The sequence below is a fragment of the Pseudomonas sp. Z003-0.4C(8344-21) genome (assembly GCF_900104975.1).
Classification (GTDB): Bacteria; Pseudomonadota; Gammaproteobacteria; order Pseudomonadales; family Pseudomonadaceae; genus Aquipseudomonas; species Aquipseudomonas granadensis.
Window position 1 is genome coordinate 1,525,740 of the sequence record NZ_LT629756.1, and the last position, 25,293, is coordinate 1,551,032.

The window sequence follows — 25,293 nt, forward strand, 5'->3', positions numbered from 1 at the left end:
ACTAACCCGACGAAAATTCGAATCGGAAAAGTACAGGAGTACCACCCGCCGACGGGAAAAAGCCTCACCCTGATTCAGAATGCCCCGACACGATTTGTTACCTCATTGTAGGAAGCGGTGTGTCGTTCAGCGCCACGCTCGCGGTCTGCGTCGGCTGGCATTGCGAGGCGCTGCCCGGTTGCAGATACGGCGTCAGGATCGGCGCCATGCCCTTGAGCACCTGCGTGGGCAGGGCCGAGGTGAACTTGAAGTTCTCTGCCGAACGCCCCGGAACGAACGCGGTCAGGGTGCCGAAATGGTGGTCGCCGATGTAGAACACGAAGGTCGCGGTGCGGTTGATCGACTTCGAACTGATGATGCGCCCGCCCGAGCCGATGGCCGCAATTCGGTTGTCGCCGGTACCGGTCTTGCCGCCCATGGCCAGCGGTGTGCCATCGGCCAGTTTGAAACTGCCGGAAACACGTTTTGCCGTACCGGCATCGACCACCTGCGACAGCGCCTCGCGCATGGCTCTGGCAACCTCAACGGGCATCACCCGTTTACCGACATGCGGGTCGTTGACCACTTTGGTTTCGTAAGGCGTGCCGGCAGCGAAATGCAGGCTATCGATACGCAACGTCGGCATGCGCACACCGTCATTGAGGATGGTGCCGATCAATTCGGCGAGGGCGGCGGGGCGGTCGCCGGAACTGCCGATGGCAGTGGCCAGTGACGGCACCAGGTGATCGAACGGATAGCCGACTTTTTGCCAGCGCTGGTGAATATCCAGGAACGCTTCGATTTCCAGCATGGTGCGGATGCGGCTGTCGCGCGCGCCCTTGTGCCGACTCTTGAACAACCAGCTGTAGACTTCCTGGCGTTCGAAATGGCTGGCCTTGACGATCTCGCTGAAGGTGGCGTCCGGGTGGTGCAGCAGATAGCCGATCATCCACAGGTCGAGCGGGTGCACTTTGGCGATGAAGCCTTGGTCGGGCAGGTCATAACTGCCGGGGCCATAGGCATCATAGAGGCGGATCAAGCGATCGTCGGTGAGTTTTTCGTTGAGCTTGGTGCCCTTGAGGTGCGAACGCACAAAGCGGTTGAAGTCTTCCTGACTGGCTTCGGGCAGCAGATAGCGATGCACCGCGGCCATGCGGATCGGCGTCGGGCGCATGCTGTCGAGGAAAGTGTCGAGACGCGCCTGGGTGTCTTTGTTTCGGTACTTCTTCCAGAACTTGAGCAGGAATGAAGTGCCTTCGCGGTCGGCAAAACTGGCCAGGTATTCCTGACGACGCGGGTCGCGATCGTCCTTGAGCAGTTCGGCGTTCGGCCCGGAGTAGGTGGTGTAACGGACGATGTCGCGCATCAGCCGAATGAACGGCAGGTTGATCGATTCGCGAAGTGAATCGCGCAGGGTCGGCAGGCGGCCGTTGTCCTCTTTGCGAAAGTTGTGGAAGGTATGCAAACCGCCACCGGTGAAAAACGCCTCGCCGGGGCTGGCTGAATATTTGCGATCCAGCGCGGCGGCGAGCAGCTTCGACAGGTCGTGATCCTTGTTCTGCATCAGATAATCGATGACCCAGCGGCTCAGCCGGTCCTGATCGGGTACCTCGACTTTCTTCAGCTCGGCTGCGCTCATCGCGCCGTACTTGTCGTGCAGCTCGGCAATGATTTGCAGGTAGGTGGTGAGCACACGCATTTTCGCCGTTGAGCCGAGTTCCAGTTTGCTGCCTTCGTTGATGTCGAAAGGCTGGTCGGTGCTGTCGGTCTGCACCCGCACGCGGGAACCGTCCGCAGTCAGCTCGAACAGGGTGAAGCTGTAACGCACTTGCGTGGTGCTGGTCGGCGTCAGCAAGCGCTCGCCGAGCAGGCCGATTTCCGCGGCGTAGGCCGGGTCGGCGAGTTTTTTCAGGTACGCGGTGGCCTGGGTTTGCAGATCGCCCTGCAAGGTGCTGGTAGCAGACAGGTCGAGGCGATCGAGGTCGTACAGCGGCCGGTTGAGCATGCTTGCCAGACGACTGCGGGCGGCACTGATGCCCTTGTTGGTTTCGATCGGCTGAATCGTCGGTTGGGTCTGCCAGTCGCGGTACGACACGATGCTCGCCAGCGCGGCATCGGCGAGTGCGCTGTCGATCACGCCGTTCTGTTTGAGCAGGCGCAGGTGGCTGTCGGTCAGGCTGGCGAGATCCTCGCGGCCCTTGGTCAGGTAATACGAAGGGCGGCGCTGGGCGATCATCAACGAGAGCATTTCACGCAGGGCCAGGCCTTTGGCAGCCATGGTCTGCGGGTCGGTGGCCGGGCTGTTCAGTTGCTCGTTGGCCTTGGCAAAATCGCTGCCGTACCAGACCCGCAAGCCCTCAGCCATGCCATGCACTTCGCCGTGCCCTGGCACCGCCGACAGCGGCACACTGTTGAGGTAATCACGCACGATGTTCTGCCGTGCCCCCAAGGTCTGCGGCCCGTCTTGATAAGCGCGCACGCTGGCGGAAAACATCTGCCGGAGTTTCTCCGCGCCCGACGCGGTAAGGCCTTCCGGCGAGTGTCGATATTTTTCCAGTTGCGTCGCCAGCGTGCTGCCACCGGCCGATTGCCCCGGCAGGCGCAACAGCTTCGCCACCTGCGACCACGCGGCCATGCCGAAACGCGGCCAGTCCACTGCCGGGTTGGCCAGCGGTTGCTTCGGGTCGAGCAGAAAGCGGTTTTCGATGAACAGCAGGCTGTTGACCACCACCGGCGGGATCGCCGCGAAATCGGCATACAGCTGTTGCGGATAGTTGTAGCGGTACAGCGGCGCCGCGCGGCAATCGGTGATCGACAGGCCGGCCTGAATCTTTTCCGAATAGGGCACGAACAGGCCTTTGTCGGTGTAGCTGAGCAGCGCCGGCGAAAACCGTGTCTGTTCGGTAATCACGTAATTGCGCTTGAGCAAGCGCGGCAGGAATTCATCCAGCGAGCTATACCCCAGACGCAGATCGAACGGCCCGTTGCCCGGATAACGAATTGCTTCGCTCGGCCCCGGTTCCAGTTTGTACGTCAGCGAGGCGGCGTATTGGCTGAGTTCGCGCGACTGAAAGCGCGAGGTGCGCATTTCTTTGGATGCAGCCAGCCCCACCACGATCGCGATGATCAGCAGCAACAACCAGAAAGCCTTCCACCCATGCCGATTGCGACGGGGTTTTTCAGGTACAGGCGCTTCATCCATACGTTCAGTCGGAACCACGGTTTTACTCGAATCGGTTTGCCATAAAGCGCCCATAGTCGATTGATCCATACACGCAGATTGATCGGACTTGTCTGAAGCTTAGACGGTGGTTGGCGCTGGCGAAGAAAATAAGGCGGGTGGGGTGCTGCCGATTTCTCCATAAAGCGCTGTCGCCTTTTCAGTGCCATGGCACGCAAGTTTGCCGCTGCTTGCCTCCTTCACGGGGTGACGCAGCGGCGGCGTTGCCGTAGACGTAAGAGCACCGCAATAGAGCGGTCAGCGCACACCTGACGGCGAAATCCGGGCATGACGATGCACCACTGCCGTGCAATACTCGGTGCCGTTAGAGATTGGCGATTTTTCCTATGCGACCAGTTGATTGGATCGATCTATCGGCTTAATGCGACAATTCTCGCTGAATCCCGTGTTTTTTAGAGTGAAAAGACCTGCAGCAAGGTTTTTATACTGACGTCCCGCTGATCTTTCAGGTTGCCCTGCAAGACACGTCTGCCCACGAAGCCGACGCGGTTTCCTGCCCAGCCAAGGCCTATCGGCCGACGCTTCGAAACCCAGTGGTCATACCCAATAACAAGACGAGGTTGTACCCCTATGCCAGTTGGCAATTCTCTGCCTGACGGCGATACCGCTCAGGGCGGTCCGCTCAAACGTGAACTCGGCGAACGGCATATCCGCCTGATGGCGCTCGGTGCCTGTATCGGCGTCGGTCTGTTTCTCGGTTCGGCCAAGGCCATTGAAATGGCCGGCCCAGCAATCATGCTGTCCTACATTCTTGGCGGTCTGGCGATTCTGGTGATCATGCGCGCCCTCGGTGAGATGGCGGTGCATAACCCGGTGGCCGGTTCGTTCAGTCGCTACGCGCAGGACTATCTTGGCCCGCTGGCCGGTTTCCTCACCGGCTGGAACTACTGGTTCCTGTGGCTGGTGACGTGCGTGGCGGAAATCACCGCGGTGGCGGTGTACATGGGCATCTGGTTTCCCGATGTGCCGCGCTGGATCTGGGCGTTGGCGGCGCTGATCAGCATGGGCTCGATCAACCTGATCGCGGTCAAGGCTTTCGGCGAGTTCGAATTCTGGTTCGCCCTGATCAAGATCGTCACGATCATCGCGATGGTCATTGGCGGCGTCGGCATTATCGCGTTCGGTTTCGGTAACGATGGCGTGGCGCTGGGCATTTCCAACCTGTGGGCGCATGGCGGTTTCATGCCCAATGGCGTGACCGGCGTGCTGATGTCGCTGCAAATGGTCATGTTCGCCTACCTCGGTGTCGAGATGATCGGCCTCACCGCCGGTGAAGCCAAGAACCCGCAAAAAACCATTCCCGATGCGATCGGCTCGGTGTTCTGGCGGATTCTGCTGTTCTACGTCGGCGCGTTGTTCGTGATTCTGTCGATCTACCCATGGAACGAAATCGGCACCCAAGGCAGCCCGTTCGTGATGACCTTCGAACGTCTGGGCATCAAGACCGCCGCCGGCATCATCAACTTCGTGGTGATCACCGCCGCGCTGTCGTCGTGCAACGGCGGCATCTTCAGCACCGGGCGCATGCTCTACAGCCTGGCGCAGAACGGCCAGGCCCCGGCCGGTTTTGCCAGGACATCGAACAATGGCGTACCACGCCGTGCGCTGCTGCTGTCGATTGCGGTGTTGCTGCTGGGCGTGATGCTCAACTATCTGGTGCCGGAGAAAGTCTTCGTCTGGGTCACTTCGATTGCCACCTTTGGCGCGATCTGGACCTGGGTGATGATCCTGCTGGCCCAACTGAAATTCCGCAAAGGCCTGAGCGCCAGCGAACGTGCCGGCCTCAAGTACCGGATGTGGCTGTACCCGGTCAGCTCTTACTTTGCGCTGGCGTTCCTGGTGCTGGTAGTCGGCCTGATGGCGTACTTCCCGGATACGCGCGTGGCGCTGTATGTGGGGCCGGCGTTTCTGGTGTTGCTGACGGTGTTGTTCTACGTGTTCAAGTTGCAACCGACCGAGGTAGCGCAGGGCTCGGCGCGCTCGGCTTCTTGAATCGATAGTCAGTCGCAAAGCGGGCGTACATTTCTGTACGCCCGCTGTGTTTCAGGCAGCGGCCACTTCCTGCGGCTCAAAACTGTCCGCCCGTGCCATCTGCCACATCCGCGAATAGAACTCGCCGTTCACTTCCCCAGTGAGCAATTCCCCGGGTTTCAAAAATACATGCAACTGCGAGAACAGCTTGATCTCGGTCGCCGACATGCGTCGTACCAAGTGCTTGGCCGACAGTTGCGACGGATGGTCCAGCCCAGCGGCGGCGAGCATTTCCGCCAGCGCTTTGAGCGTGTTGCGGTGAAAGTTGAACACGCGCTGGGCCTTGTCTGGCACGACCAGCGCGCGTTGGCGCAGCGCGTCCTGGGTGGCGACGCCGGTCGGGCATTTGTTGGTGTGGCAGCTTTGCGACTGGATGCAGCCGATGGCGAACATGAAGCCGCGCGCGGCGTTGGCCCAGTCGGCGCCGATGGCCAGCACGCTGGCGATGTCGAAGGCGCTGACAATCTTGCCGCTGGCGCCGAGTTTGATCTTGTCGCGCAGGTTCAGGCTAACCAGGGTGTTGTGGACGAACAGCAGGCCTTCGCGCAGCGGCACGCCGATGTGGTCGGTGAACTCCACTGGCGCGGCGCCGGTGCCGCCTTCCTTGCCGTCAACGACGATGAAATCCGGAAGAATTCCGGTTTCGAGCATGGCTTTGGCGATGCCCATGAATTCCCATGGATGGCCGAGGCAGAACTTGAAGCCCACCGGTTTGCCGCCAGACAGCTCACGCAACTGCTGGATGAAATGCATCATTTCCAGCGGTGTGGAGAAGGCGCTGTGGCGAGACGGTGAAACACAATCTTCGCCCATCAGGATGCCACGGGTTTCAGCGATTTCCCGGGTGACCTTGTGCTTGGGCAGGATGCCGCCGTGGCCGGGTTTGGCGCCCTGGCTCATCTTGATTTCGATCATCCGCACTTGCGGGTTCTGCGCCTGCACGGCAAAGCGCTCCGGGTCGAAACGGCCGTCGCTGGTGCGGCAGCCGAAGTAGCCGCTGCCCAATTCCCAGGTCAGATCGCCGCCGTGTTCGCGGTGATATGGGCTGATGCTGCCTTCACCGGTGTCATGGGCGAAGTTGCCGAGTTTCGCGCCCTGGTTCAGCGCGCGAATGGCGTTGGCGCTGAGTGAGCCGAAACTCATTGCCGAGATATTGAACACCGAGGCCGAATACGGCTGGCTGCATTGCGGGCCGCCGACGATGACGCGGAAACCGCTCGGGTCGCTCAGCGGCGCCGGACGCATCGAATGGCCAATGAACTCGAAACCCGATTGATAGACGTCGATCAGCGTGCCGAACGGTTTGTCGGCAGTTTCGTTTTTCGCCCGCGAATACACCAGCGAACGCTGGGCGCGGGAAAAGGGCAGGGCATCGCTGTCGGATTCCAGCAGGTACTGGCGAATCTCCGGGCGGATGCCTTCGACCAGATAACGGATGTTGCCCAGAATCGGATAATTGCGCCGCACCGCGTGAGGGCTCTGCAGCAGATCGAACAGACCGATCAGACTCAAAACGCCGGTGACAGCGGTGATCGGCCACAGCCAGTCATGTTGTAGAAAGGGCAGGCTGGCGAGGGTGAATACCACGCAGACGGCAAAGAAGGCGTAGCGGCTCAGCAGTGACAGGCTCATACGGTTTCCTTGGGTTCGGACTCAAAATAATCAGCGCTGCAATCTCTTGTGGGAGCGAGCCTGCTCGCGAAGACGGTGGATCGGCCAACATGAATGTTGAATGTGATGGCCTCTTCGCGAGCAGGATCGCTCCCACAAAAAGCGTAAATCGCGCCGTTTCAGGCGTTCTGTGCTTGAAGAAAAATCGAAAACAGCTCGGATTGGGACTTGATCCCGAGCTTGCTGTACATGTGTTTCTTATGGACTTTCACGGTTTCCACGGAGATTTCCAGCTTGCGGGCGATTTCTTTACTGGAGCAACCGCTGAGCATCAAGCGCCCGACATCCAGCTCGCGAGCCGTCAGTTGCGCGCCTTTGAGTTGTTGCACCGAGGCTTCCAGTTGCACCCGCCAGTCGGCGGGGGCCGGCGCGGTAGCGAGGGCGACGGTTTCGTTGATTTCGCACGGCAGGCGCTGGCGCAACAGGCCCAGCACCCAGGGTTGAATCAAAGACAGCAAGGCGATCTGTTGCCCAGTAAAAGGTTTTTCACTGCCCAGCGACAGGCACAGCGTGCGCTCGCCTTCGAGCTGGCAATTGAACTGGATTTCATCGGCGACCACATTCAGACGAAAGTATCGCTGGTAGTACTCGGTCAGTTCGAAATGCTCCGGCGCCACTTCCGAGAGGCGATACAGGCCGGTGCGCGATTGCTCGCGGCAGGCGATGTAAAACGGATCGAGCAGGTACAGGCCGCGCAGATAATCCTGAAACAACGGGTCGGGGCTGCCGTCTTCGCCGGGGCTTTCGGCGAAGACTTGCGGGCGCTGATCAGCACTGAACAGCAGCACCACCCAGCTATCGAATGGCACGTATTGCTCAAGCAAACGCAGCAGTTGCGCCCAGAAATTCGGCTTGTCGAGCGCATCGATCAGTTGCCCGACAGCGCGGTGCCAGGTGATGTCATCCAGCGAAAGTGTCATCGATCTACCCCTATCGGGTTACCCCAGCCGCGTAATTCCCTGGCCGGTTGCTTGCTGCGCATACTGGCCCACAGACAGAGGCCGGGCAATCTTTCCGCACCCGGTGCGATAACAAGGAACACTCATGAAAGTCGAACTCGCCCAACTGGCGGGCCGTGACAACGACACGGCGTACAACCTGCAACGTGCCTTGGCAGCCATCGCGGCGTGCGCGGCTGACACGCAATTGCTGGTGTTTCCGGAAACCCACCTGATGGGTTTCCCGAACAGCGAGACCGTGGCGCAAATCGCCGAACCCGTCGACGGCCCGAGTGTCAGCGCCGTGCTGGCGGCTGCGCGCGAACGCAATATTGCTGTGGTGATCGGAATGGCCGAGAACGACAACGGTCGCTTTTACAACACCACGCTGTTGCTCACCCCTGAAGGCATCGCTCTGAAATACCGCAAGACCCATCTATGGGCCTCGGATCGCGGCGTGTTCGAACCCGGCGACCGTTACGCGACCTGCGTGTGGAACGGCGTGCGCGTCGGTCTGCTGATCTGCTACGACATCGAATTCCCGGAGTCGGCCCGAGCCTTGGCGCAACTGGGCGCCGACCTGTTGATCGTGACCAACGGCAACATGGACCCGTACGGCCCGACGCACCGCACCGCGATCATGGCCCGCGCTCAGGAGAATCAAGCGTTTGCGCTGATGGTCAATCGCGTCGAGGCCGGGGATGACGGACTGGTTTTCGCCGGCGGCAGTGCGCTGGTCGATCCGCTCGGGACGCTGCTGTTCGAGGCTGGACGTGACGAAGGGCAGTTCAGTGTTGAGCTGGATTTTGCGCAGTTGCAGGTGGCGCGCAGGGATTATCGCTATCTGGATGATCAGCGTTTGAAGTTGCCGGGGGAGGTGGTGGAGCGCAGCGACGGTGTTCGCGAGTTGTTGATTCCACGCCGATAACCGCTGCCCTCACCCTAACCCTCCCGAAACGTCGGACCGCCCGGGGGGAGAGGGGACTGACCGAGTTGATTGTTCGAGGTACGTCGACCTGCAAGACCCAGTTGAACATGGGTTCTCTCCTGATCGTTCCCACGCTCTGCGTGGGAATGCAGCCCAGGACGCTCTGCGTCCCAAGAGCGGACGCAGAGCGTCCATTGAGGCGTTTCCACGCAGAGCGTGGGAAGGATCAGCAACACCAAACCCACGAAACACCACAACAAAAAAACACCCCCAAAAAAACTTCGCCGCACCCGGCTCTGCCATAAAACCAATAATTCGGAGTAAGTCGCCCATGGCTCGTTTGCAACGCACCCTTTCACTGGGGGCGGTGGTGCTGTTCGGCATCGCCTATATGACACCGATCATTGTCCTCGGTACCTTCGGCATCCTCGCCCAAACCACCGCAGGACTGGTTCCGGCGGCATATCTGGCCGCGCTGGTGGCAATGTTTTTCACCGCGATGAGTTACGGCCGTATGGCCGCCGCGTTCCCGGTCGCCGGTTCCGCCTACAGTTATGTGCGCAAGGCGATCAGCCCCAAGCTCGGTTTCATTGCCGGTTGGGCAGTGTTGCTCGATTACCTGTTTCTGCCGATGGCGATCTGGTTGATCGGCGCGGCGTATCTGGCCTCGGCGTTCCCGTCGATCCCGCAATGGCTGTGGGTGCTGGCGTTTATCGGCATCACCAGCGCGATCAACATCGTCGGCCTGAAACTGGCCAACGGTATCAACGCCTTGCTGATGCTGGTGCAATTTCTGGTGCTGATCGCGTTCGTCGCGCTGTGCGTGCACTACATCGGCGGCGATGCCAGCACGCCGTTGTGGTCGATCGAGCCGTTCTTCAATGGCGACCTGCAGATGCCGTTGATCATGAGCGGTGCGGCGATCGCCTGTTATTCGTTTCTCGGGTTCGATGCGGTGAGCACTTTGACCGAAGAAACCCGCGACCCGCGTCGCACCATTCCGCGGGCAATCATGCTGATTACCTTGATTGGCGGGCTGATCTTTATCGGCGTCTCATACTTCGTGCAGAGGGCGCATCCGTCGTTCCAGTTCGACAGTGTCGACTCGGCGGCTTATGAAATTGCGCGCAATATTGGTGGCGACCTGTTCGTGTCGATCTTCCTTATCGGTCTGATCGTCGGCCAGTTCGCGTCGGGGCTGGCGGCGCAAGCCAGCGGCTCGCGCCTGCTGTTTGCCATGGGTCGCGACGGGGTGCTGCCGAAAGCGTTTTTCGGCACGTTGCACGCGCGCTTCGGTACACCAGTCAACAGCATTCTGCTGTGCGCCGCGGTGGCGTTGCTGGCGCTGAAGCTCGACGTGACCACCTCGACTTCGTTCATCAACTTCGGCGCGTTTCTGGCGTTCAGCCTGGTCAACCTGTCGGTGATCTTTCATTACTGGATCGGTGGCGAGAAAAAGGGACTGCGCGAACTCGTGCTGTTTTTGCTCTTTCCGTTTATCGGACTGGTTGCCGATGTCTGGCTGATGGTCAGCCTCGATCACCTCGCGGTCTACCTGGGCCTGAGCTGGCTGGCGATTGGTGTGGTGTACCTGGCCGTGCTTACCGGTGGTTTCCGACGCCAGCCGCCGGAGCTGGATTTTCAGGAAGCGAACTGACTCTGCCTCAAGCGGCCGGGCGGTTCTGGCGCATGGGCAGCTCGACACGGAACGTCGTGCCCACGCCGAGTTCGCTGCGAACCTGAATGTCTCCACCATGTTTTTTGACAATGCCGTAAGACAATGACAGGCCAAGCCCGGTGCCCTGACCGACCGGTTTGGTGGTGAAGAACGGATCGAAGATTTTCTGCAGCGTGTCCGGCGCGATGCCCGACCCGGTGTCGGCGACCTCGACCCAGGCCATGTCTTGCTGCAGGCCGGTGCGCAAGGTGATGGTGCCGCGCTCCGGCCCCATGGCCTGAGCCGCGTTGACCACCAGGTTCATGATCACCTGATTGATCTGCGACGGCAGGCATTCGATGTCCGGTAATGGCTGGTACTCCTTGATCACGTCGGCCTTGTACTTCAGTTCGCTGGCGACGATGTTCAGGGTCGACTCGATACCTTGTTGCAGATTGGCCCACTGCCATTGCTGATTGTTATCGACGCGGGAAAAGTCTTTCAGGTCTTTGACGATCTGGCCGACCCGGCCGATGCCTTCCTTGGACTCGCGAATCAGCAGTGGAATGTCCTCAAGGAGAAAATCCAGCTCAGCCTCTTCACGCAGGCGCTGCAGTCTGGCGGCGGTCTCGCTGTCAGGGGTTGGCGCAGAGCTCTGGTACGCGTCGAGCAGCGACAGCAACTGTTTGAAGTAGCCGTCGAGGGAGCCGAGGTTGGAGGAAATGAAACCGATCGGGTTGTTGATTTCGTGGGCAACACCCGCCGCCAGTTGTCCCAGCGAAGCGAGTTTTTCCGACTGCACCAGTTGCCCTTCGAGTTGTTTACGCTCGTCGATTTCCCGTTGCAGGGCTTCGCTGGCCTGTTTGAACTGCACGGTGCGCTGGTCAACCAGATGCTCCAGATGATGCATTTGCAATGAAGCCTTTTCGGTCATCTGCCATTTGGTCAGCAGGGTATTGGCCATCTGCTGCACTTCGATATTGTCGAACGGCTTTTTCAGAATCAGCAATCGGTCGTGCGCCTGCAGACGGTCAAGCAATTCGTCCCAGGAGTAATCCGAATAGGCGGTGCAGACCACAACCTGCAACTGCGGATCGTGCTGCCAGAGGTGTTCGATGGTTTTCGCCCCGTCCCAGCCGTCAGGCATGCGCATGTCGACAAAGGCCAATGCGTACGGGCGCTGCTCTTGCAGCGCCTGGATCAGTTTGCCCAGCCCTTCCTCACCACCGTAGGCCGAGTCCAGCTCCAGCAACGGCCGCTGGGGACGAGTCTGCGCGCCGAACAGCGCGGCTTCCATCTCGTCCAGCTCTGCTGACTGCGCCGTCGCGGGAGTGAGGATCTTGCGAAAGTCTTCATGAATCGACGGCATGTCGTCGATCAACAGAATGCGGCGGTTCGACAGTTCGCTCATGCGTGCTCCGTTACAGTGATCAGCGGTATCTGCAAGGTGAACAGCGCGCCTTTGCCCGGCCCGTCGCTATGCGCGCTGAGATGGCCATTCATCTCGATCGCGGCCAGAGCGCAGCTGTGCAGGCCAAAGCCGTGGCCTTCCTTGCGGGTGGTGAAGCCGTGGGCAAAGATCCGCGTCATGTTCTCGGCGGCGATGCCCTCGCCGTCGTCCTTGACGCTGATCTGCAAAAAGCTGTCATCGACGGTCTTCACTGCCAGAGTCATGGTGCGCGGACGATTGCTCAGGTCCGACATGGCGTACTTGGCGTTACTGATGAGGTTGACCAGGATCAGCAGCAGCCGGTGTTTGTCGCCCATCACTTGCGGCACGTCGCCGTAATCCCTGACCACCGTGACGTGATGGCGGGTCAGGGCGCCAGCGTTCATGCGCAAGGCGTCTTCGAGCAGCTCATCGATAAACAGCGGCTCGGTCATGCTGCTGGCGCCGGCGTAGGATTGCTGGGTGGCGACGATGTCTTTGATGTGATCAACGCTTTTGCTCATTTGCGTCAACTCTTCGGTCATTTCCTGCTGTTCCTGAGCGATGGCGCCGACCAGCTGGTTGAGGTAGCCGGGGAGCAATTTGCCTTTGGCATCGTCTTGCAGGAATACGCCGAGATCGTCGGGGTGCTCGTTGATCAGTTGCATGGCTTTGCCCAGGCCCTGAGTCTTGCTGTTGCGTAACTTGCGCGCGATCAAGTCGGCAGAAATGTTGACGCTGTTGAGCACGTTGCCCACGTTGTGCAAAACGTTGGTGGCGATTTCGGCCATGCCGGCCTGACGTGCGGCGTCGAGCAGTTCGCTTTGCGCATTTTTCAGTTCGCGGGTGCGTTCCTCGACCCGTTGCTCCAGCACATCGTTGGCGGTTTGCAGCGCCGCATTGACCCGGTTGATTTCGGAAAAACTGCCGATCAGGCGAATGGCCAGGACCACCAGCGACAACACCAGCAGCACGGAAAACAGCAGCATGTAGAAATGGTATTGCCGATCGATTTTCTCGGCTCGCTGCTGGTCGCGATCGAGCAGGGTGGTGATGGTGTCCAGGCGTTCGGCCACGGGGATGGCTTCGATGCTTTCGAGCAACTGATTGACCACCGGCTGTTCTCGCCCGATCAGCGCGATGTGATTACTGAGTATCCTGATCGGTGCCTGGAATTCCTGCGGCAACCGTTGCGCATTCACCGCCAGTTTGTTCAGCCCCAGATCGATTTCAGCGGCGCGCTCGGCACTGGTGACCTGGGCGTATTCCAGTGCACTGAGCAGCAGGTCGTAGGTGTCGGTGGTAATGTTCTGCAACTGCAGTTTGTCGAACTCGGGCAGGTTGGCCAGTTGCTGCTGGATATCGTCCTCGGCGGTCGGCAGGAACGCCAGGGAGTTGCGCAACAGGGCGTTGTGCGATTTGAACTGCTCGACCAGGCGGGTTTTCTCTTTGATGGCCTGCAGAAAATCACTGTGCGCCTGATTCCATTGCGCTCCGTGGTTGCGTCCGAAACCGGATTCGATAGCGTCGAAGCGTTCCCAGAGCTGGTTGATGGCATTGAGCGGCGAGACCAGTGGGTCGTAGTTGTGAGAAATCGCCACCCTGGCCTTGAGGATTTCGTTTTCCCACAGCGAATCCTGTTGTTTGATCTGCCGGATCAGATCCCGCGATTCGGTATACATCAGGGTCTGGTCGGCGCTGGACTTGATGTACAGAAACAGCAGAACGGAGGCCAGTACCGAGGCGATCAGCGTCAGCATCAGCAGGCTGCGGCGCCGCGAAACGTCCATCATGGCTTGCCCTCCCACTGGCCGCTCAGGGTCTTGAGAAACAGCACGATCAGGCTTTTGTCTTCGGCGCTCGGCATGCGCCCCAATTGGTACTGAAACATGACGTCCACTGCCCGCTCGAGAGTCGCCGCCGAGCCGTCGTGAAAGTACGGCGCGGTCAGGGCGACGTTGCGCAGGCTGGGTACCTTGAACACCGAACGATCAGCCTCGTCGCCGGTGACGTTGAAGCGCCCCTGATCGGCCTCGGTTGCCTGGCCGCGATCGGCAATGTAATCGCCGAACACACCGAACTTCTGGAACATGTTGCCACCGATGTTCACCCCCTGATGACAGGCAATGCAGCCGTATTCCTTGAAGCGCTGATAGCCTTGTTTCTCTTCGTAGCTGATGGCGGCGGTGTCGCCCAGCAGGTACTGATCGAAGCGTGAACCGGGGGTCAACAAGGTGCGTTCGAAAGCCGCCAGCGCCCGCTGGATATTGGTCTTGGTGACGCCGTCCGGGTAGATAGCGGCAAACTTGCGCGGGTAATCAGCGTCCTCGCCGATGCGTTTTACAACAGTGACCCAGTCGCTGCCCATTTCATGCGGGCTGGTGATGACCACATCAGTCTGCTCTTCGAGCGTCTCGACGCGACCGTCCCAGAACTGCCGAAAGTTGAGGCTGGCGTTGAACACCGTGGGTGTATTGACCGCCACCGGCAGGCCGTCGAACCCCAACGACAGCGCGCGGTTGTCGGCACCGTTCTCGTCCAGTTGATGGCAACTGGCGCAGGACAGAGTGTTATTGACCGATAGCCGGGGATCATGGAACAGCTGCTGGCCGAGGGCCACGCGCTCCGGGCTCTGGCGTGTCGCGGTGGGCAAGGGTTTGAGCGGCTCGTTCAACGGTTCGGCCGTAGCGCTGCCAGCGCAAAGGCACAGCAGCAATGCCGAAACGCACCGCCACAGGCCTTTCGACAGGCGGCTCAGTGACTGCATGGGGCGCTTTTTCCCTGAGCGAGGCATTGGGCGAATGCCGCCGCCGGCAATGCCTGGCTGAAATAATAACCCTGGCCTTCTTCGCAATGGTGATCCTTGAGAAATGCCAGTTGCTCGGCCGTCTCGATGCCTTCGGCAATGACCTTGAGACCCAGACTCCTGCCCAGGCTGATGATCGCATCGACGAGGGCGGCATCGTTGCTGTCGCAGCTCAAGCCGCGAATGAATGACTGATCGATCTTCAGCACATCGATGGGAAACCGGCGCAGGTAACTCAGGCTCGAATAGCCGGTGCCAAAATCATCGATGGCCAGCCGTACGCCCAGTGCTTTCAAACGATTGAGCGCGGTCATCGTCGCCTCGACGTTCTGCATCAATACTCCTTCGGTTATTTCCAGTTCGAGAATCTGCGCGGCCAGCCCGGACTGCTCCAGTACTCGCTCGATGCTCGCAACGAAGTCAGGCTGACGAAAATCAATTGGCGAAATATTCACCGACAGGCTGATCGGCGGCAGCCCGGCCCGTTGCCATTCGCGCGCCTGGCGGCAGGCTTCAGCGAGCACCCACTGGCTCAGTGGCACGATCAGTCCGCTGTCTTCGGCCACGGCAATGAAGTCGCCCGGATAGATCAGCGCCTGTCCGGGCTTCTGCCAGCGCACCAGCGCTTCGGCGCCGACCACGGCAGTACTGCGCAGATCGATTTTCGGCTGATAGTGGAGGACGAATTCGTGCTGCTGCAGGGCGCGGCGCAGACCGGATTCGATGCTGTGCTGTTCACGGGCACGCTGGTTCATGGCTTCGATGAAGAAGGCGCTGGAACCGGGGCCGTGTTCCTTGACGTTGTGCATTGCGGTTTCGGCTTTCTTGATCAGTTCGATGGCCTCCAGCCCGTCCTCGGGATAAAGGCTCATGCCCAGGCTGGCGGTCACGCTGATCTCGTGGCCGGCAATGGTCTGCGGTTGGCGAATGGCCGCGAGCAGTTTCTCGGCGATGCCGTGGATTTGCTGGGGATGATGGATGTCGCCGAGAAGCACCACGAACTCATCGGCGCCGTAGCGAAACACCGAGTCCGAGTCGCGTACGCACGCGCACAGCTGCTGGCCGGTGCGCTTGAGCATTTCGTCGCCGGCCGGGTGTCCCAGCGCATTGTTGATGCGCTTGAAGCGGTCCAGACCGAGAAACATCACCACCAGTTGTTTGTCATGCCGGCGGCAGTTCGCCAGTGCCTGGGTCAAACGATCGCCGAGCAGGGTGCTGTTGGGCAGCCCGGTGAGCGAGTCGTATTGCAACAGGTGCGAAACCTTGAGCAGTTCCTGAACCCGGGCCTCGATCGTGCGCTCCAGGCTGAGCATCTTCAGCGCCGCATCCTGAGCGAGCTGCCACTTCCAGGTCAGGGCATTGGCCATCTGGCGGATTTCCAGGCTGTCGAAGGGCTTTTTCAGGATCAGCAATTGATCGCCGAATTCCAGCCGCTCGGCCATCGCTTCCCAGCTGTAATCGCTGAATGCCGTGCACAAGGCGATTTGCAGGTTCGGATCGACCCGCCACAATTGTTCGATGGTTTCCAGGCCATCCCAGCCGGGCGGCATGCGCATGTCGATGAAGGCCAGCGCATACGGATTGCCTGCGTGCAGCGCGCGCTCGACCAGGGTGAGGGCGTCCTGACCCTGATAGGCCGAATCGAGCTCGAAGGTCAGATGCGGCGCTTGCGCATCGCCAAACAGCGTTTGCTCCAGCTGCTGCAACTCGACTTCGTCCTGAGCGCGTGGCGCGAGGATCTTGCGAAAGTCATCGTGAATCGCCGGTGTGTCATCGATGATCAGAACGCGTCGATTGGTTTGTGCGAAGGGTGTCTTCATCTCCTGTGCCCCCCGACATCGGACAGATGAATCCGGGCCCTGAACGTTGGGGTTGCTCGCGATACACACGCTGTTGTCATCGGGAACATCCTTGCCCTCGTCCTGGACCTGTTCGACGACCGCAGTCGTTTACTCGATTGAGCGTAGTTGGCGCCTCGCCATTTTGCCTGCGAGCGCCGGCAGAAGTTTTGCGTGAAAGTGTAAAAAATCATCTAGCCTTGAAGCAGGCGCCGCGACACCGGGGGGTGTGCTGCGCATCGTTCATGTCCACTGTTTTGCTTGAGGCCTTGCCATGGAAGAGCCAACCACGCCCACACCGAGTCAGCGACCGAAGGTGCTGCTGGTCGACGACGAAGAATCCATTCTCAACAGTCTGCGCCGCTTGTTACGCGGTCAGCCCTATGATGTTCTGCTGGCCACCAGCGGTGCCCAGGCGCTGGACCTGCTGGCGCAGCAACCGGTGGACCTGGTGATGAGCGATGCGCGCATGCCCGGCATGGACGGCGCGACGTTGCTGGCGCAGGTGCGCGAACGTCATCCGGGGGCTCTGCGCATCATGCTTACCGGTTATGCCGACCCGAGCGCCATTATCAAGGCGATCAATGACGGGCAGATCCACCGTTACATCAGCAAACCGTGGAACGATGAAGAGTTGCTGCTGATCCTGCGCCAAGCGCTGGAGCATCAACATTCGGAGCGTGAGCGGCAGCGCCTGGAGCGTCTGGCCCGGGCGCAGAATGTTCAGCTCAAACAGCTCAATACTTCGCTGGAAAAACACGTCGCGGCACGCACTGCCGAGTTGCAGCAGACTGCCGACATGCTCGATCTGGCGTACGAAGAACTCAAACGCAGCTATGTCACCGGCACCGAGGTGTTTTCACTGCTGGCAAACCTGCGTTTGCCGCCCGCCAAACAGACCAACCGGCAGATCATCGAGCTGGTGCGCGGCTACAGCAAGGTCCATGGCCTCGACGAAGCGTCGAGTCGCGATCTGACCATGGCCGCAGCGTTGTACAACATCGGCAAACTGAGCTGGCCGGATTCGATGATGGTCACGCCGTCGGACCTGCTGCATTCTGCAGAGCGCGAACGCTATCGCGGCTATCCGAAGCAGAGCGAATCACTGCTGATGACCCTCGATCCGATGAAAGACGCCGCCCGGCTGATCCTGCATCATCAGGAGCATTGGGACGGCAGCGGTTTTCCCGATCGGCTCAAGGGTGAGGCGATTCCGTTCGGCTCGCGGTTGCTGAAACTGGCGGTGGACTTCGTCGAACTGCAACGCGGCTTGATTCTCGAACGGCAGATGAACAACGACGAAGCGCTGCTGTACCTGCGTCAGTACAGTGGCCGCCTGTACGATCCGGAGTTGGTTGAGGCGTTCATCGAGGTCTGTATGACATTGCTCAACGATGTCGCCCTGATCGACCCGCAAGTCAAGGTACTCAACACCCGCGAGCTGGCCGCCGGCATGATTCTGGCGCGTAACCTCAATGCCGATAACGGCATGCTCCTGCTCAACACCGGCAAAGTGCTGAGCGGCCCGTTGATCGAGAAGCTGATTGCCTTCGAAGCCATGGAGGGTGGCAAGTACCGGGTCTTCGTCAAAGAACCCGAGGAGCCAGAGGCCGCGCTCGAGGCACAGGGCTGACGCGCATGACGGCGGACGCTCGGGCATGGGATCCTTGGGTTTTTGCCCCAGGGATTTTCCGCCTCATGCCGCTGACTTCTGACACTTCGCCCCGCACCCTCCGTATCGCTGCCGCGCTGCTGCTCAACCCGCAAGGGCAGACCTTGCTGGTGCGCAAGCGCGGCACTACGGCGTTCATGCAACCGGGGGGCAAAATTGAAGCGGGTGAAGAACCGGTGCATGCCCTCGCGCGTGAGCTGGAAGAAGAACTCGGGCTGCACATCAATCCCGCGCAAGCGACGTTCCTCGGCGAATTTTCCGCACCGGCAGCCAACGAGCCGGGGTTTGTCGTGTATGCACAGATTTTCCAGCTGACCATCGCAGTTGACGTCTGCCCGGCGGCGGAAATCGAGGAAGTCATCTGGGTCGATCCGGCCATGGATCCCGCCGTTGAACTGGCGCCATTGACACGCGAACACATCCTGCCGTTTTATCGCCGTTCACTGAGCGCACTCGCCTGATCATCCACGCAAGGGACTTTGCCATGATCCCGCTTGAAGACCTGCTGATTTTTGCCGCCGCTGCGTTGTTGATGGTGCTGACGCCGGGGCCGAACATGATTTATCTGATTTCGCGTTCGATCTGTCAGGGTCGCCGGGCCGGTGTGACGTCGTTGCTCGGCGTGGTCGGTGGATTTTTCGTGCATATGTTCGCGGCGGCGGCGGGTTTGACCGCCGTGTTCCTGGCCGTGCCGTTGGCCTATGAAGTGTTGAAGTGGGCGGGTGCGCTGTACCTGCTCTGGCTGGCCTGGCAAGCGGTCAAACCGGGGGCACGTTCACCGTTCGAGGCGCAGCAACTGCCGGCGGACTCGTCGCGCAAACTGATCACCATGGGTTTTCTCACCAGTGCGCTGAACCCGAAAATTGCAGTGTTCTATCTCTCGGTGTTTCCGCAGTTCATCAGTCCTGAACACGGCTCGGTATTCGCGCAAAGCATCGTTCTGGGCCTGACCCAGATCAGCGTCAGTTTCAGCGTCAATCTGCTGATCGCGTTGTTTGCGGCGGGCATTGCGGCGTGGTTTGTGCGCAATCCGATGTGGCTGTCGCTGCAGCGTTATGTGATGGGTTTCGTGCTCGCCGCTTTGGCGGTGCGCCTGATGCTCGAACAGCGCAAGACGGCCTGAACATGTGGATCGAACGGCTGGACGCCAGCCATGCACTGGCCTATCGCGAATTGATGCTCGAAGCCTACGACCGCCATCCGCAGGCGTTCACCTCAAGCGTGCGCGAGCGCGCGGTGATGCCGTTGAGCTGGTGGGAAGGGCGCCTGACCAGCAAGCTCGACGTGGTATTGGGCGCGTTCGAAGGCGGTGCGCTGGCCGGGATCGTCGGCCTCGCCTTCGAACCGCGGGAAAAAGCCCGACACAAAGCGACACTGTTCGGCATGTACGTGTCGACCGACTTTCGCCAGCACGGCCTCGGTTTCGCACTGGTGCAAGCGGCGGTTGGCGAGGCGCAAAAACACCTCGCGCTGAAGCTCCTGCAACTCACGGTGACCGCCGGCAACGATGCGGCCTTCAACCTCTACCAGCGCTGCGGCTTTATCCAGTTCGGCCTCGAACCGCTGGCTGTACGGGTGGGCGAAGAGTATTTCGACAAGATCCATATGTGGCGTGAAATCTGACTTCACATTGATCCCTTGTGACGTGGCGACGCGTCCTGGCGGTCAACGGAAAGTCGCACATTTTCGGCGCGAGCCGCTGCATACAGCGTCGCGTCCTCCTTGTCGTCAAATTTAATTTGATATCTGTTTTACGCTAATGGCCTGTGTATAAAAGTCGTTGCCGATTGAATGTGTCTCGAAATTTTGGATATAGAAGGTTGCCGAAGGTAAAGTCGCCGTGAAGGTACCTCGAAACAGCCTCCATCCGGAGTGTTGCGGAACATTGATTATGGGGGTGCTGAGCATATTGTCGACATGGAGGCTTATTTTTGGATCAAAATCAGGGTGATCAGGATTCTTTGTCGCGGAATTGAAGATATGGCATGAAAATTCATATTGAACGCCGACAACCAGCGAAAAATTCCGATAGAGGATGACTCCCGAGTTATCGATGTGATGCGGGGTGTCGATATAGAAGAGAAGATTAGGGTAGGAGCCGATCCACCGACTTGAACTTGCTGCGGGTCCTAGATTCCACCCGTTGAAGCTGCCGTCAGTAAGACTTGTGAAGAAGTTCAAGTCGGCTTGCACCGTCAGCTTCCAGGGATCTGAAACGAGCTGACCTGCTTCTGTAGTGACAGTAAAAGAATGGCTACCCAAACCGGCATTAACATCCAGTCGCCATATACCGTGGACGTCAGCGTGAGTTGTCCCGACATTTGTTGCGCCATCAAATACCTTAACCAGACTCTCAGGCGTGGCCGTGCCTACCAGGGTAGGTGTAGTGTCGTCACACGTCCCGCCATTGCGGACAGATCCGGTAATGGCGCCCTGATTATCTATTAATTGTGTGATAGCCGGTCTGGCCAGCATTTGCGTTTTGATCGTCAACTCATGCATTGGAAAAAAAGTATCCACGCCGCCCTGATCACTGTAGTTGGCGACTGACAAGCCGAACACTTGCGTTCCGTCTTTATATTTTTTCAATTCCTCCCTGTTGATCGTACCCTTCAAGCCTTCCCGCTCATGGGTGGCATTGACCGCGGCGTCGAAGAGCATGATCACATGCTCTGAGTCGTTGCCACTGAGGGCTACGCGCATACGCGTGCCAATGGCCTGAAACAGATACGGTGACAAGGACCAGTGCGCGTCGCCGCTAAATGCGTTGAGATCAAGTACCTGGTCGGTGGCCTCCTCGATTCTCATGCGAGGCAAGTTGGTTTCCGGGCTGGTGACCGGCAAGACTTCGTAGCGGCTGACACCTGAAGGCTGGTCAGGTTTGTCGGTTTCGGTTTTCACACAACTCAATTTGAAATGGTTGCCCATATTGGCCGGGATCGCCGTCAACGGCAGATTGAAAAGCAGCTCGCCACTATTGTTGCCGGGCTGCGAAGGGATCACCGGACTGCCGAAACCCGCGCGTCCTCTAACGGAGAGGGTATAGGTTTTGCGCGAACTCATGGCCGGATCGGTGACCCGCACAGTTGCGACGTTACGCGTGTCCAGTGGCTGCACGCGATTACCGGGCAGTGCTTGCACCAGAACCGGCGCCGGGAGCTGAGCGGCGGCCCCGATGCTGATCACCAGTGACGCGGACTGTACAACGGTGGTACCGGGATTTTCGATTTTGTAGAGCACAGTCAGCGGACTGCTCTCGAACCGGTCGATGAATTCGCTGGTTACCCTGAAGATGACAGGCTGCGCTATGTCATTGATGATCTGACGGAAGGCATAGGCATGCTCGACACCATTTGACCCTATGACTTCCCAGTACAGGCACACGGTTGCCCCCTCGAGCAGCGGCCAGTAGGTGGGGATGTGCACATGGGCCGTCGGGGTATCGGCAGGCAGTTCGCTGCCTTTCTGTTCTTCGATCGTTGGCGCGGGTGCGGGCAGGGCTGTGCCGCTGATGGTGACTTTGGTGAACTTTGAATCTTGCGTCACGCTGCCGCTCAGCTTGGTGTAGTTGAGCGCCATGGATCCACGAATACCGTTCTGAATGAATTCATTCTCCAGTGGGATCTTCAGTGATCGCACAGTGGTGGTTACCTCTTTTTTGATGATCCGTTCCAGGCGATCCCCAACAGCAGTGAACAGGACTACCGTGAGGCTGACAATGTCACCCGGTTTGAACTGACCGGTGAGCAACACATTGGCTGGTTCCCCCTCCTCCAGTGAGCCATGGTCCAGATTGTCTCCATCCGACTCATTGATCACCGGCGCCGGCAGCAATACCGTCGTCGGTTTCAACGGAAGGGACACGGCAGATGACCAGCCGCTACTGTTTTCCACCAGGTCTACGATTTCGTAACTGATCGCCACCCTGTCGATATGAGGCAAATCCTTCAGAAAATCGGGCTCAAGTGCGAACAGCACATCACCCAAAACCTTTACTTTATGGGTCAGTACTAGTGGCCCTATCGCCAGATAAACCTTGTCACCAATGGCTTGGTAGAGGTATTGGGGCACAGTAACGAACATACCGTTTTCAAGGACAGTCTTGTCAATCTCCGTTTCGGTAGGAACAGGCAGAGCCAGGCCCTGGTTGTTCGGCAGGTCGTGGCGGGTATCGAGCTCCCCCGGTCCGAAGGGTTTGTAGAGAAGAGACAAGGGTGGGAAGGTTCGCTCGTTCTCACTGATGCGCTGAATGCTGTAGACCAGTTCAAGCGCGCCAGGAATCGGCACGGGCGTGGCGTACATCTGCTCAAGATGCGCTAACGGGATATGGAACGGCACCAGTTGATTGAGGTAATTGCCTATCGGAAACGGCCCGGCAACCAGGGTGGGGCGTGAACCCAGATACACTCTGTATTGATCGGAACTCTCCATGCCCAGGTACGGAAGTATGTAGCCCAGCAAGCCGCGCCGGTCACTGTTGACCATGTTGCGGTTGACCCCCGAGACATACTCGGGCAAAGACTTGTATCCGGGAATGAGCGGAGGATAGTCCGTCAACACTCGTGCCTGATTGGCATCGGTAGAAAAGATCAGCGTTTGCGTGGCGTTATTGGTATTGGTCGAAAGATCGTTCATATCCGATGGCTCCGCAGCAGGTTCGGGCGCTCAATATTCAAGATATTGGCTTGTCCCTATTGGGCGCTGCGGAGCGGGTCCTGCCTACTGTCAGACTTGACAGGGTGAACATCACTTCCGACGAACGGCGAAGTGCCGATTTGTCGTTATTTGGACATCGGTTCAGATCAATGACCGCCGGATGATGGAGAGCATCAGATGCGGGTTGACTCGGTAGCGGGTTAAACTGCTGTAATCCGGGTCGCATTTTTCCTTCAAGCCCGTGGCTAACGGGCTCCGACCAGAAGTCACACCGGGTCACCGAACCGCACTGACCCCATCAAGCGTCGAAAACGAAGTGTCTTTAGCGGTCAGCAAAAAGTCGCGCATGTACGGCGCATCAAGCATGTCGGTGCGAATCGCCGCATACAGCGTCGCAAACAGGCCTTTCTCGCCAAGCCGCTTGCCCTTCACATACCCGCGCGAGCTGTATTCATGCAGAGCCCAGTGCGGCATGCCGCAGACACCACGACCGCTGGCGACGAGTTGCATCATCATCACCGTCAGCTCCGAGGTGCGCACCTGCGCCGGTTCGATATCGGCCGGTTCGAGAAAACGCGTGAAGATATCGAGGCGGTCACGCTCCACCGGATAGGTGATCAGGGTTTCGCTGAGCAAGTCTTCCGGGACGATGTACGGCTTGCTCGCCAGCGCATGCTGATTGGCCACCGCGAGCATGGCTTCGTAGGTGAACAGCGGCACGTAGGTGATGCCGGCAATGTCCAGCGGGTCCGACGTCACCACCAGATCCAGATCGCCACGGGCCAGTGCCGGCAGCGGCGCGAAGGAGAAGCCCGAAGCGAGGTCGAGTTCAACCTCAGGCCAGGCGTCACGGAACTGGTCGATGGTTGGCATCAACCACTGAAAGCAACTGTGGCATTCGATCGCCATGTGCAGGCGCCCGGCAGTGCCACCGGCCAGACGGCCGATGTCGCGCTCGGCTGCGCGCAGCAGCGGCAAGGTCGCATCGGCCAGTTGCAGCAGGCGCAAACCGGCGCTGGTGAAACGCACCGGTTTGGTCTTGCGCACAAACAGCGCCATGCCCAGGCGCTCTTCGAGTTCCTTGAACTGATGCGATAACGCCGACTGTGTCAGGTGCAGGCGATCGGCAGCATCGACGAGGCTGTCGGCATCGCGCAGGGCATGCAGGGTTTTCAGGTGACGGATTTCAAGCACCGAGAATCTCCATGAAGAAAATTTGTGATCAGCGGGGAACGCATTGAGTTTGTCTCATGCAGAGAAAGCTGTCGACTGACCCGTCCGGTAAATCGGCCCAAGGCACGCCAGCGACCACTCGGCACTCTTCATCAAACTGTCATCGAACTGTGGCAGCGCGCTTGAACAAACATCATCAGACTCGCGGCTTACTGGGGTTGTGCGTTTCGGTGTTTTTCATGGGTAAGCATTTTCTTTTTGTCGCGGCCATGTTGGCCGCGCTTTTATTCGGCGCTTCAGCGGCGGCGGCAGGGCGTTGCGATGTCAATGTGCCGACCGAGCGGGCCGATCTGGCGCAGGTGAGCATCGCCTATCAGAGCATTGGCCGTGCCTCGGACCCGGCGCTGTTGCTGGTGATGGGCCTGGGCGGGCAGTTGATCCACTGGCCGGATGAGGTGGTTCTCGCATTGTGTCAGCAAGGCTTTCGGGTGATTCGCTATGACAATCGCGATGTCGGTCTGTCGACCTGGCGTCAGGCGCCGATTGAAGCCAACCTGACCTTTGAAGTGCTGCGCTACAAACTCGGTTTGCCGGTTTCGGCGCCGTACAGCCTGACCGACATGGCCGACGACGCGCTGGGTTTGATGACCGCGTTGAAGGTCGAGCAATTCCATGTGCTCGGCGCGAGCATGGGCGGGATGATCGCCCAGCACATGGCGGCGATGGCGCCGCAGCGCGTCGAGAGCCTGACCTTGATCATGAGCACTTCCGGCGCCGAAGGGTTGCCGGCGCCGAGTGCGGCGCTGGTGCAGTTGCTGTCGCGCCGCGGCGCACCCAATCGTCAGGCGGCGCTGGAGCAACAAGCGGATCTGCTCGCGGCGCTGGGCAGCCCCAACGTTACCGATGATCGTCAGGCCCTGCTGCAACAGGCTGCGGCCTCCTATGACCGAGCGTTCAACCCCGAGGGTGTGAAACGCCAGATCATGGCGATCCTCGCCGAACCGAGCCGGGTGGCCCTGCTCAACCAGTTGCGCGTGCCGACGCTGGTGGTGCATGGCACGGCGGATCCGCTGCTGCCGGTGATGCATGGCGTGCATCTGGCGGCGCACATTCAGGGCAGTCAGTTGAAGTTGATTCCGGGGCTGGCGCATCGGTTTCAGGAGGCGTTCAAGGAGCCGTTGCTGGCGGCGGTGCTGCCTTATTTGCAGGCCCATCGTGAGGATACGTCGCATTGGGCGCGGGTTGAGCCGGTGGCGGGTGGGGATGTGCTTTAG

Annotated in this window: 17 protein-coding genes; 8 read left to right on the forward strand and 9 right to left on the reverse strand. The window is 59.5% G+C overall.

Translation table 11 applies throughout. The features are described from left to right. Window positions 1-97 precede the first annotated feature (97 nt). On the reverse strand, window positions 98-3,235 hold the full coding sequence (locus BLU24_RS07140) for a transglycosylase domain-containing protein (RefSeq protein WP_093098689.1): 3,138 nt from the start codon (window positions 3,233-3,235) through the stop codon (window positions 98-100). A gap of 555 nt (window positions 3,236-3,790) precedes the next feature. Here BLU24_RS07140 and BLU24_RS07145 point away from each other — a divergent pair. After that, on the forward strand, window positions 3,791-5,212 hold the full coding sequence (locus tag BLU24_RS07145; protein WP_093098692.1) for an amino acid permease: 1,422 nt from the start codon (window positions 3,791-3,793) through the stop codon (window positions 5,210-5,212). Between the two features lie 51 nt (window positions 5,213-5,263). Here the strand turns inward: BLU24_RS07145 and BLU24_RS07150 are convergent, their stop codons facing one another. Both BLU24_RS07150 and BLU24_RS07155 read right to left on the reverse strand, forming a co-directional pair. Beyond that, the gene (locus BLU24_RS07150; protein WP_093098695.1) at window positions 5,264-6,883 is read right to left on the reverse strand and encodes an FMN-binding glutamate synthase family protein; all 1,620 of its coding nucleotides are present in this window, start codon (window positions 6,881-6,883) and stop codon (window positions 5,264-5,266) included. A 158-nt stretch (window positions 6,884-7,041) separates the two neighbouring features. Next, window positions 7,042-7,842 (reverse strand): helix-turn-helix transcriptional regulator, encoded by an 801-nt coding sequence (locus tag BLU24_RS07155; protein WP_093098698.1) that lies wholly within the window; start codon window positions 7,840-7,842, stop codon window positions 7,042-7,044. 124 nt (window positions 7,843-7,966) lie between these two features. On the opposite strand from BLU24_RS07155, the gene BLU24_RS07160 reads away from it, so the two are divergent. After that, window positions 7,967-8,788: a carbon-nitrogen hydrolase family protein gene (locus BLU24_RS07160; RefSeq protein WP_093098701.1), complete on the forward strand. Its 822-nt coding sequence runs from the start codon at window positions 7,967-7,969 to the stop codon at window positions 8,786-8,788. A 331-nt stretch (window positions 8,789-9,119) separates the two neighbouring features. Then, the gene (locus BLU24_RS07170; RefSeq protein ID WP_093098707.1) at window positions 9,120-10,445 is read left to right on the forward strand and encodes an APC family permease; all 1,326 of its coding nucleotides are present in this window, start codon (window positions 9,120-9,122) and stop codon (window positions 10,443-10,445) included. Window positions 10,446-10,452: 7 nt separating this feature from the next. Here the strand turns inward: BLU24_RS07170 and BLU24_RS07175 are convergent, their stop codons facing one another. The 4 genes from BLU24_RS07175 to BLU24_RS07190 are packed head-to-tail and all read right to left on the reverse strand — an operon-like array spanning window position 10,453 to window position 16,500. Further along, window positions 10,453-11,856, reverse strand: a complete 1,404-nt coding sequence (locus tag BLU24_RS07175; RefSeq protein ID WP_093098710.1) for an ATP-binding protein — start codon at window positions 11,854-11,856, stop codon at window positions 10,453-10,455. Then, complete coding sequence (locus BLU24_RS07180; RefSeq protein ID WP_093098713.1) at window positions 11,853-13,667, reverse strand: DAHL domain-containing protein; 1,815 nt, start codon at window positions 13,665-13,667, stop codon at window positions 11,853-11,855. Before BLU24_RS07180 ends, BLU24_RS07175 begins: the two co-directional genes overlap by 4 nt. After that, window positions 13,664-14,641: a cytochrome-c peroxidase gene (locus tag BLU24_RS07185; RefSeq protein WP_093098716.1), complete on the reverse strand. Its 978-nt coding sequence runs from the start codon at window positions 14,639-14,641 to the stop codon at window positions 13,664-13,666. Before BLU24_RS07185 ends, BLU24_RS07180 begins: the two co-directional genes overlap by 4 nt. Next, complete coding sequence (locus BLU24_RS07190) at window positions 14,629-16,500, reverse strand: putative bifunctional diguanylate cyclase/phosphodiesterase (RefSeq protein ID WP_093098719.1); 1,872 nt, start codon at window positions 16,498-16,500, stop codon at window positions 14,629-14,631. The genes BLU24_RS07185 and BLU24_RS07190 overlap by 13 nt, the downstream gene beginning before the upstream one ends. Window positions 16,501-16,792: 292 nt before the next feature. On the opposite strand from BLU24_RS07190, the gene BLU24_RS07195 reads away from it, so the two are divergent. The 4 genes from BLU24_RS07195 (at window position 16,793) to BLU24_RS07210 (ending at window position 19,813) form a co-directional block, all read left to right on the forward strand. Continuing rightward, window positions 16,793-18,151 (forward strand): HD domain-containing phosphohydrolase, encoded by a 1,359-nt coding sequence (locus BLU24_RS07195; protein ID WP_093098722.1) that lies wholly within the window; start codon window positions 16,793-16,795, stop codon window positions 18,149-18,151. A gap of 65 nt (window positions 18,152-18,216) precedes the next feature. After that, window positions 18,217-18,651, forward strand: a complete 435-nt coding sequence (locus BLU24_RS07200) for an NUDIX hydrolase (RefSeq protein ID WP_093098725.1) — start codon at window positions 18,217-18,219, stop codon at window positions 18,649-18,651. A 23-nt stretch (window positions 18,652-18,674) separates the two neighbouring features. Further along, a complete protein-coding gene (locus BLU24_RS07205) occupies window positions 18,675-19,313 on the forward strand; it encodes a LysE family translocator (protein ID WP_093098727.1) in 639 nt (212 codons plus the stop codon). A gap of 2 nt (window positions 19,314-19,315) precedes the next feature. After that, entirely contained in the window at window positions 19,316-19,813 is a 498-nt protein-coding gene (locus tag BLU24_RS07210) for a GNAT family N-acetyltransferase (protein ID WP_093098730.1), read from the forward strand. 111 nt (window positions 19,814-19,924) lie between these two features. Here BLU24_RS07210 and BLU24_RS07215 read toward each other — a convergent pair whose 3' ends face one another. Together BLU24_RS07215 and metR are read right to left on the reverse strand one after the other, a co-directional pair. Beyond that, entirely contained in the window at window positions 19,925-22,825 is a 2,901-nt protein-coding gene (locus BLU24_RS07215) for a hypothetical protein (RefSeq protein WP_093098733.1), read from the reverse strand. A gap of 297 nt (window positions 22,826-23,122) precedes the next feature. After that, window positions 23,123-24,040 carry a transcriptional regulator MetR gene (gene metR / locus BLU24_RS07220; protein WP_090285902.1) on the reverse strand — a complete coding sequence of 306 codons (918 nt, stop codon included), beginning with the start codon at window positions 24,038-24,040 and terminating at the stop codon, window positions 23,123-23,125. A gap of 218 nt (window positions 24,041-24,258) precedes the next feature. Between metR and BLU24_RS07225 the strand changes: the two genes are divergently transcribed. Beyond that, the gene (locus BLU24_RS07225; RefSeq protein WP_093098736.1) at window positions 24,259-25,293 is read left to right on the forward strand and encodes an alpha/beta fold hydrolase; all 1,035 of its coding nucleotides are present in this window, start codon (window positions 24,259-24,261) and stop codon (window positions 25,291-25,293) included.

What these genes read in the sequence shown, in the direction of transcription:
- BLU24_RS07140 (WP_093098689.1), bottom strand. Translation starts at nt 3,235, where the DNA reads ATGGGCGCTTTATGGCAAACCGATTCGAGTAAAACCGTGGTTCCGACT.
- BLU24_RS07185 (WP_093098716.1), bottom strand. Translation starts at nt 14,641, where the DNA reads ATGCAGTCACTGAGCCGCCTGTCGAAAGGCCTGTGGCGGTGCGTTTCG.
- BLU24_RS07195 (WP_093098722.1), top strand. Translation starts at nt 16,793, where the DNA reads ATGGAAGAGCCAACCACGCCCACACCGAGTCAGCGACCGAAGGTGCTG.
- BLU24_RS07175 (WP_093098710.1), bottom strand. Translation starts at nt 11,856, where the DNA reads ATGAGCGAACTGTCGAACCGCCGCATTCTGTTGATCGACGACATGCCG.
- BLU24_RS07190 (WP_093098719.1), bottom strand. Translation starts at nt 16,500, where the DNA reads ATGAAGACACCCTTCGCACAAACCAATCGACGCGTTCTGATCATCGAT.
- BLU24_RS07210 (WP_093098730.1), top strand. Translation starts at nt 19,316, where the DNA reads ATGTGGATCGAACGGCTGGACGCCAGCCATGCACTGGCCTATCGCGAA.
- BLU24_RS07205 (WP_093098727.1), top strand. Translation starts at nt 18,675, where the DNA reads ATGATCCCGCTTGAAGACCTGCTGATTTTTGCCGCCGCTGCGTTGTTG.
- BLU24_RS07200 (WP_093098725.1), top strand. Translation starts at nt 18,217, where the DNA reads ATGCCGCTGACTTCTGACACTTCGCCCCGCACCCTCCGTATCGCTGCC.
- BLU24_RS07145 (WP_093098692.1), top strand. Translation starts at nt 3,791, where the DNA reads ATGCCAGTTGGCAATTCTCTGCCTGACGGCGATACCGCTCAGGGCGGT.
- BLU24_RS07160 (WP_093098701.1), top strand. Translation starts at nt 7,967, where the DNA reads ATGAAAGTCGAACTCGCCCAACTGGCGGGCCGTGACAACGACACGGCG.
- BLU24_RS07215 (WP_093098733.1), bottom strand. Translation starts at nt 22,825, where the DNA reads ATGAACGATCTTTCGACCAATACCAATAACGCCACGCAAACGCTGATC.
- BLU24_RS07170 (WP_093098707.1), top strand. Translation starts at nt 9,120, where the DNA reads ATGGCTCGTTTGCAACGCACCCTTTCACTGGGGGCGGTGGTGCTGTTC.
- BLU24_RS07150 (WP_093098695.1), bottom strand. Translation starts at nt 6,883, where the DNA reads ATGAGCCTGTCACTGCTGAGCCGCTACGCCTTCTTTGCCGTCTGCGTG.
- BLU24_RS07180 (WP_093098713.1), bottom strand. Translation starts at nt 13,667, where the DNA reads ATGATGGACGTTTCGCGGCGCCGCAGCCTGCTGATGCTGACGCTGATC.
- BLU24_RS07155 (WP_093098698.1), bottom strand. Translation starts at nt 7,842, where the DNA reads ATGACACTTTCGCTGGATGACATCACCTGGCACCGCGCTGTCGGGCAA.
- BLU24_RS07225 (WP_093098736.1), top strand. Translation starts at nt 24,259, where the DNA reads ATGGGTAAGCATTTTCTTTTTGTCGCGGCCATGTTGGCCGCGCTTTTA.